Below are 6527 nucleotides of genomic sequence, written 5' to 3'. Positions count from 1 at the left end.
GTCTCAACTGAGCAACGGAGCCTATATCCCGGCATCCGACGGAACATCGCGAAGCGACCTTTGCTGCAAGGACGGGCGATTGCAGATGGGGATTCGGCCCGGTTCCGAAGAAGGATGGAGTTGGTCTCTCCTTGTGTCCCAGCTCCAATTTGTCATTCCGGGGCTGCGCCCAGAATGACAAAGGGGGTGTCGATACTTCGCACAAGGAAAGGCGAACGAGTCCCACCTGCAATCGCTTTCACTGGATAAAGAGAGCTGGAGGCAGATGTGCGAACTCTCCCCACAGCACGCATCCCTCATCCTGTCCTTCTCTCATGGGAGAAGGGACACGTGCCTGGCCCGTCACCCGGGCCGCCTGCGAGCCAGGATACCGATGCAGCAGCTGGTGGCGTCAATCCGTCAGCGGGCGCGCCTCTTCCGGCAGCATGATCGGGATGCCGTCGCGGATCGGATAGGCGAGCTTGGCTGAGCGGCTGATCAGCTCCTGACGCGTGGCGTCGTAGTCGAGGGATTCCTTGGTCAGCGGACAGACAAGGAGCTCGAGGAGCTTCGGGTCGACGCGGGTCGCTTCGACTGCGGGTACAGGTTCGTTCGCCATCGGATGTAGTCCTTGGTGGTCTGATGTCACTGCAGGGTCGGTTCGGCCCCGGTGCCGCGCACCAACTCCATCTCGGTCACCGCGATCAAGACCTCGGCTCGAGACTTGAGGTCGGGGGCTTCCAGCATCGCCTGCTTCTCGCGGGGTCCGAACGGGCTCATCATGCACAGGGCGTTGACCAAGGCCTCGTTCGGGGCCTCGTCTATCCCCGCCCAATCGACCTTGAGGTCGTTGACCTCGACGAAGTCCTTGAGCGCCTTGAGCACCCCCTCCCGGTCCACAGCCTCTTCACCGGCCCGGGGCTCGAAATCCGTGGCGAATTCGCCGTAGGAGACCTGGCAGCGGCGATAGCGGCTGGTGGTTGCGAGCTCGCTCTCGACGCGGAAGCGGGCAACGCCAGTGAGGGAGATGAGGTAGCGACCATCACCGGTCTCGGCGAACTGGGTGATGCGGCCGGCGCAGCCGACCCGGAACAGCCGAGGCGTCATCGGCGATGAGCCTGCCTCGACGTCGGGCTGGATCATCCCGATGATGCGGTCGCCGCGCAAGGCGTCGTCCACCATCGCGAGATAGCGCGGCTCGAAGATGTTGAGCGGCATCTGCCCACGCGGCAGCAGCAGGGCACCCGGCAGGGGAAACACCGGGATCACGCCGGGGCAATCGTCCGGACTCTTGTAGCCCGCATGCGTGCTCATGTTCTCTCCTCGGAACCCGATGCCGTCACGTCGAGAACGAACTTCGGCATCGGGCTCGGTCCTTCACAATCGCTCAGGTAGGCGTCGTCACGCGAAGACCAGGGTCGACAAGCGACGCCGGCCGCGGATCGAGGCCTTGTCCATCAGTCCCCAGGCCTCGAAGAAGGTGAGGAGCTGCTTGCGCGCGGCGCCCTCGTTCCATGTCCCGTCCCGGCGCACGATCTCGATGAGCTGGTCCACCGCTTCGTCGCGCTCGTTGGTGCCGTTGAGGCCGAGCGCCAGGTCGAAGCGCGCCTGATGATCGTTCGGATCGGCCTCGATGCGGCGCCGGAAGCCGCCGAGGTCGCCGAGCGACGCTGCCTGCTCGGACAGCTCGATGGCGGCGCGCAAGCTGACGACCGCAGGATCGTTGGCCTTCGCCTCAGGCACCATGCCGAGGAAGCGCTTGGCATGCTCGATTTCGCCCAGATCGAACTGGATCTTGGCAAGGCCGGTGAGCGCCGCGATGTTCTCCGTCTCCTCGGCGAGAACCGCCGCATAGATTTCGGAGGCGCCGGCGACGTCCCCCTCCTCAAGGGCGAGCGTCGCCTCGGCGAGGAGGTCCTCGACCTGCGTCGGTCCCACCGGGCCGACCAGGGTCTCGATGAACGTCTTGATCTGCGCCTCGGGCACGGCCCCCATGAAGCCGTCCACCGGCTGTCCGCGTTGGAACGCGATCACGGCCGGGATCGACTGGATGCCGAGCTGGCCCGCGATGGACGGGTGCTCGTCAATGTTCATCTTGACGAGGACGACCTTGCCGCCAGCGGCTGCCACCGCCTTCTCGAGGATAGGAGCAAGCTGCTTGCAGGGGCCGCACCAGGGCGCCCAGAAATCGACGAGGACCGGGCGGTTCATCGATTCCGCGATGACGTCCTGCCGAAAACTCGCCGTGGTCACGTCCTTGGTGGGTGATCCGGTTTCGCCGGCCGGGCGCGGATCGGGCGCGGAAGCATCGTTGAGCATGGAACCCTCGCAGAAGTGTCGATGTCGAAGTTGGGTCCGGCCGACGGACACTCTACCTTCATGGATAGATGGTCGCTGACGCCGCCGTGACCAGACCGCGGCCTACAGCCTCCGGGTCGAAAGACGCAATGCCGCCCCCTCGGGACTCGGTTGGCAAGGTTCTGGACCCCATCGCCTTTTCCCGACGCGGGCTCCGCCTCATTGCTGCCCGCCCGCGTCGAGATCCGGAAGCGTCGGAAGCGACCGCCCGGCTCAGTTCCTGGATGCGCCCGGCGGCTCCTTGGAGGAGCCTTTGGACGCATCCTTCGAGGCATCCTTGGCGTCGGTCACGAAGGTTCCCTCGAAACGGCCCGTCGAGGCGGTCGCTTCGCAGACGATGGCGGTCTTGCCCGGCTCGGGCGACTTGAAGCTGCAAGCGCCCACGGCCACGACGGGATTGCGCACGATGCCCTCCGCACCCTTCTCGCCGGGAATGAGAAGGTTGATCGGCTGGAGCGGGTCCGTCTCCTCGGTGCGCTCCTGCTGGGAGCCGTTGCCGCTGAAGCTCAGGGACCGGCCGTCCTTGGTGGCGAACTCGAAGCTGGCGCGGTTGCGGTCGACCCCGTTCGTCAGCGTGCCCTGGCACGCCGCTGTCAGATCCTGCCCGGCGATGACGAGCCTGTCGCATCGCCCGTCGAGCTTGATCGTCGCCTGCGCGTGGGCCTGCCCGGAGAGCGCCAGGACGGTGGTGAGGGACAAGATAGCGTTGCGAAGCGTCATGGTGCCGAGACCTATGGTCGTTGATCGATCTGTCGAGGGTCGGGCGGCACTGTCGTGCCGATTTCGCCTCAATTCGCGAAGCGCAGGGCGCGGTCGTTCGGAGCGTCGAAGGCGAGGTCGGGTCCGATGGGAACGATCCCGGTCGGGTTGATGGTCGGATGGCTCTCGTAATAGTGGCGCTTGATATGGGTCAGGTTCACGGTCTCGGCCACACCCGGAAGGGCATAGATGTCGCGGAGGTAGTGCGAGAGATTGGGATAGTCGGCGATCCGCTGCCGGTTGCACTTGAAATGCCCGACATAGACCGCGTCGAAGCGCACCAGTGTGGTGAACAGGCGGATATCGGCCTCCATGAGCGCAGGCCCGCAGAGGTAGCGGTGCCGGCCGAGCCGGGCCTCCAGCGCGTCGAGTTCGGAGAACAGCGCGCCGAAGGCCTCCTCGTAGGCCTCCTGAGTCGTGGCGAAACCCGTCTTGTAGACCCCGTTATTGACCGCGTCGTAGACGCGGGCGTTGATTGCATCGATCTCGGGTCTCAGGGCCTCGGGGTAGAGCGACGGCCCCGGATCACCGAAGGCCCCGTCGAGCATGCGGATGATCTCGGCCGATTCGTTCGACACGATGGTGACGCGTGTCCGGTCCCAAAGCACCGGCACCGTGACGCGCCCGGTGAAGGCCGGATCGGCCCGGAGGTAGACCTCGTACAGGCGGGAGGCGCCGTTCACCGCATCGGGCGTGGCCCCGGGCGAGGTTCCGAAGACCCAGCCGTCCGATCCCATGAGCGGATCGACGACGGAGACCGAGACCGCGTCGGTCAGGCCTTTGAGGACGCGCATGATCAGCGTCCGGTGCGCCCAGGGGCAAGCCAGCGATACGTAGAGATGGTAGCGCCCGGGCTCGGCCGGAAACCCGCCCTCCCCGGAGGGACCCGGGCTGCCGTCGGCGGTGACCCAGTTGCGGAACTTCGCATCCGTGCGCTTGAAGCGCCCGCCGGTGGAGGCGGTGTCGTACCACTTGTCCTGCCAGACGCCGTCGACGAGCAGTCCCATGGCCTGTGCCTCCCTCAACCCACGATCGTTGGCCCTGACATGGGAGCCGAAGCGAAGGCGGGTAGAGGTGACGGCGTCCCGAACCCCGCGCGGCTTGTCGCCTACACCGTCCCGGAAATCGCCAGGGGCGGCAGGCCGTCGAGATCGGCGGGGTCCTCGGGCGCGCCATGGCTGGCGACGTCGTAGCGGTCGTCGGGGATGCGGACCATGAAGCGCTCGGCGATCTCGGTGACGAGGAGGTCGGGCCTCACCTTCTCCACGTAATTCCAGTCGAGGCTCGCCGACCACACGAAATGCACCTCCCGGAAGCTCTCGGCGAGGAGACCGGTCAGCATGATGGGCGCGAAATGCGCGTAGGAATCGCCGAACAGCACGAGGGTCCGCGGGTCGACTGCCGGGCTCTCGTTCCGGAACACCACGTGGGCACCCCGGTGGAGATAGGCGGCCCGGTCCGCTGCCTCATAGGCGTCCACCAGCGTATTGGCATGGCTGCGCACGGCGTCGCGCGCGATGAGCGCCAAGCTCGTGCGCTCGCTCGGCCGGGCCGGCACCTTCTCGCCGAGGTCGCGCACGCGCTCGCTGTCGAAGCGCGGCCGGTCGGCGAGGTCCGGCGGCACCACGGCGCCGCAGGCCCGCATCAGGTTGCGGTAGGCGAGGAAGCAGCCCTCGTGGGTCCAGTGAGTATCGGTGAGGTAATAGAGCGGCTCCGGCCCGTCGCGGGCGGCCCGCATTGGGCCGACGAGGTCGACGAAGGCCGCGCTGTCGGCGAGGCGGCGGGCGAGGCGTCGCGCAGGGGATTTCCGCCAATCGTAGCGCAGACCGTCCGTACGGTCGTCGTAGACCGACAGCTTCTCGGGGACGACGACGTGCAGGTAGCGGATGCCAAGCCCCCGAGCCCGTGCGGCACGCGCCTCGATGCGTCGGGTCCAGCCACGCAGGAGCCACCACCAAGTCCAGGTCGACCGGTACTGCTCGATGACGCGGTTGGTGCCGCCGATCAGGAAGAGCCATCCCTCACGGCCGACATGGACGGTCTCCCGCTGACGACGCTGCATGCCGGCTCCTTAGACGGGCCGTGCGTACATGAACAGGGCATCCGCGGAGGGCCGGCACTGGACCCCTTGCCGGGCCCGCACCATCTTCGAGGGCGAGATGCCGACATCCGAGCCCAGCGCCGATCCCCTGATCCTGACCCTGACCTTCGACGCGGACTCGGCCGCGTTCTTCGAAGGCCTGCGGCGGCGGCATTTCCCCGAGAAGCTCAACCGGATCCCGGCCCATGCCACCCTGTTCCATCACCTCGACGGGTTGAAGGAACCCGGGATCGTCGAGACCATCGCGGCGACGCTGCGCGCCGAGCCGCTGCCGGAGGTCGCCGTGACGGGCCTGCGCTTCACGGGCCGGGGTGTCGCCTTCGTCCTGGCCTCGGACGCGCTTTCGTCCCTGCGCGCGCGGCTGGCGAGCCGCTTTGCCGACATGCTGACCCCTCAGGATCGTCAGGGCTGGCGCCCGCACGTGACGGTGCAGAACAAGGTGGCGCCCGAGATCGCCCGGGCGCTCCACGCCGACCTCGCGCAGGGGTTCGAACCTTTCCGCTTCATGGCACCCGGGCTGATGCTGTGGCGTTATCTCGGCGGCCCTTGGGAACCTCGCGCCGCCTTCGCCTTCGGACAGGATCTGCCGACACCATGAAAACCCTACCAAGATGAAGACCCGGCCAAAATTCTCCGCGGTGGGCAGCCACCAGGTCCCTGTCCTTGGGCACGCCACGACGTTATGGCGCGGCTTGCGCCTCAACGAGATCGGGCCCCTCGTCTCGCTGATGGCCGTGAGCCTGCTCGGCTACGGCTTCTTCGCGCTGGCTGACGAGGTCGGCGAAGGCTCGACCGCGGCCCTCGACCGCAAGATCCTTCTCTCCCTGCGCAATCCCCTCGACCTCTCCGACCCGCTCGGGCCGCGCTGGCTCGAGGAGACCATGCGCGACATCACGGGTCTCGGCAGCATCTTCACGATCGCCTTCGTGACCCTGTCGGTCGTGCTCTTCCTCATGATGACCGAGCGTCGCCGGATCGCGGTCTTCCTCGTCGCGGCGATCGGGGGGGGCTTGATTGCCTCGACCGTACTCAAGCTGTTCTACGTGCGGCCGCGGCCCGACCTGGTGCCGCACGGCATGGAGGTGTTCACCGCAAGCTTCCCGAGCGGGCATGCGATGATGTCCGCGATCGCCTACCTGACCCTGGCCGGGCTCCTTGCAAGGGTCGAGCGCGGGCGCGGCGTCAAGATCCTGACTTTGGCGCTCGGGGTGTTCGTGACGCTCGTCGTCGGCATCAGCCGGATCTATCTCGGCGTGCACTGGCCTAGCGACGTCGTGGCGGGCTGGTGCGTCGGCGCGGCCTGGGCCGCCCTCTGTTGGTTCGTGGCGCT

The 6527-nt window shown here is 67.0% G+C and carries 8 protein-coding genes; 2 read left to right on the top strand and 6 right to left on the bottom strand.

Translation table 11 applies throughout. The annotated features are described in order from the left end of the window. Positions 1–391: 391 nt before the first annotated feature. From ACFE7U_RS16510 to ACFE7U_RS16485, 6 genes are all read right to left on the bottom strand, one after another. The gene (locus ACFE7U_RS16510; RefSeq protein ID WP_375410803.1) at positions 392–598 is read right to left on the bottom strand and encodes a Trm112 family protein; all 207 of its coding nucleotides are present in this window, start codon (positions 596–598) and stop codon (positions 392–394) included. A 26-nt stretch (positions 599–624) separates the two neighbouring features. Then, the gene (locus ACFE7U_RS16505) at positions 625–1293 is read right to left on the bottom strand and encodes an LON peptidase substrate-binding domain-containing protein (RefSeq protein WP_375410802.1); all 669 of its coding nucleotides are present in this window, start codon (positions 1291–1293) and stop codon (positions 625–627) included. A gap of 87 nt (positions 1294–1380) precedes the next feature. Then, entirely contained in the window at positions 1381–2298 is a 918-nt protein-coding gene (trxA, locus tag ACFE7U_RS16500; protein ID WP_375410801.1) for a thioredoxin, read from the bottom strand. A 252-nt stretch (positions 2299–2550) separates the two neighbouring features. Then, positions 2551–3057 (bottom strand): hypothetical protein, encoded by a 507-nt coding sequence (locus ACFE7U_RS16495; RefSeq protein WP_375410800.1) that lies wholly within the window; start codon positions 3055–3057, stop codon positions 2551–2553. A 68-nt stretch (positions 3058–3125) separates the two neighbouring features. Continuing rightward, positions 3126–4103, bottom strand: a complete 978-nt coding sequence (locus tag ACFE7U_RS16490) for a glutathione S-transferase family protein (protein WP_375410799.1) — start codon at positions 4101–4103, stop codon at positions 3126–3128. A gap of 101 nt (positions 4104–4204) precedes the next feature. Continuing rightward, positions 4205–5158, bottom strand: coding sequence for a hypothetical protein (locus ACFE7U_RS16485; RefSeq protein WP_375410798.1), 954 nt, complete (start codon positions 5156–5158; stop codon positions 4205–4207). Positions 5159–5255: 97 nt separating this feature from the next. On the opposite strand from ACFE7U_RS16485, the gene ACFE7U_RS16480 reads away from it, so the two are divergent. Beyond that, positions 5256–5795 (top strand): 2'-5' RNA ligase family protein, encoded by a 540-nt coding sequence (locus ACFE7U_RS16480; protein WP_375410807.1) that lies wholly within the window; start codon positions 5256–5258, stop codon positions 5793–5795. A gap of 13 nt (positions 5796–5808) precedes the next feature. After that, on the top strand, positions 5809–6527 hold a 719-nt coding region (locus ACFE7U_RS16475), incomplete at its 3' end, for a phosphatase PAP2 family protein (protein WP_375410797.1).

The organism is uncultured Methylobacterium sp., assembly GCF_964251405.1.
Lineage (GTDB): Bacteria > Pseudomonadota > Alphaproteobacteria > Rhizobiales > Beijerinckiaceae > Methylobacterium.
The sequence above is the reverse complement of the archived record's forward strand: the minus strand, read 5'-3'. Positions and strand labels throughout refer to the sequence as shown.

What these genes read in the sequence shown, in the direction of transcription:
- ACFE7U_RS16485 (WP_375410798.1), bottom strand. Translation starts at nt 5,158, where the DNA reads ATGCAGCGTCGTCAGCGGGAGACCGTCCATGTCGGCCGTGAGGGATGG.
- ACFE7U_RS16480 (WP_375410807.1), top strand. Translation starts at nt 5,256, where the DNA reads ATGCCGACATCCGAGCCCAGCGCCGATCCCCTGATCCTGACCCTGACC.
- ACFE7U_RS16505 (WP_375410802.1), bottom strand. Translation starts at nt 1,293, where the DNA reads ATGAGCACGCATGCGGGCTACAAGAGTCCGGACGATTGCCCCGGCGTG.
- ACFE7U_RS16490 (WP_375410799.1), bottom strand. Translation starts at nt 4,103, where the DNA reads ATGGGACTGCTCGTCGACGGCGTCTGGCAGGACAAGTGGTACGACACC.
- ACFE7U_RS16495 (WP_375410800.1), bottom strand. Translation starts at nt 3,057, where the DNA reads ATGACGCTTCGCAACGCTATCTTGTCCCTCACCACCGTCCTGGCGCTC.
- ACFE7U_RS16510 (WP_375410803.1), bottom strand. Translation starts at nt 598, where the DNA reads ATGGCGAACGAACCTGTACCCGCAGTCGAAGCGACCCGCGTCGACCCG.
- trxA (WP_375410801.1), bottom strand. Translation starts at nt 2,298, where the DNA reads ATGCTCAACGATGCTTCCGCGCCCGATCCGCGCCCGGCCGGCGAAACC.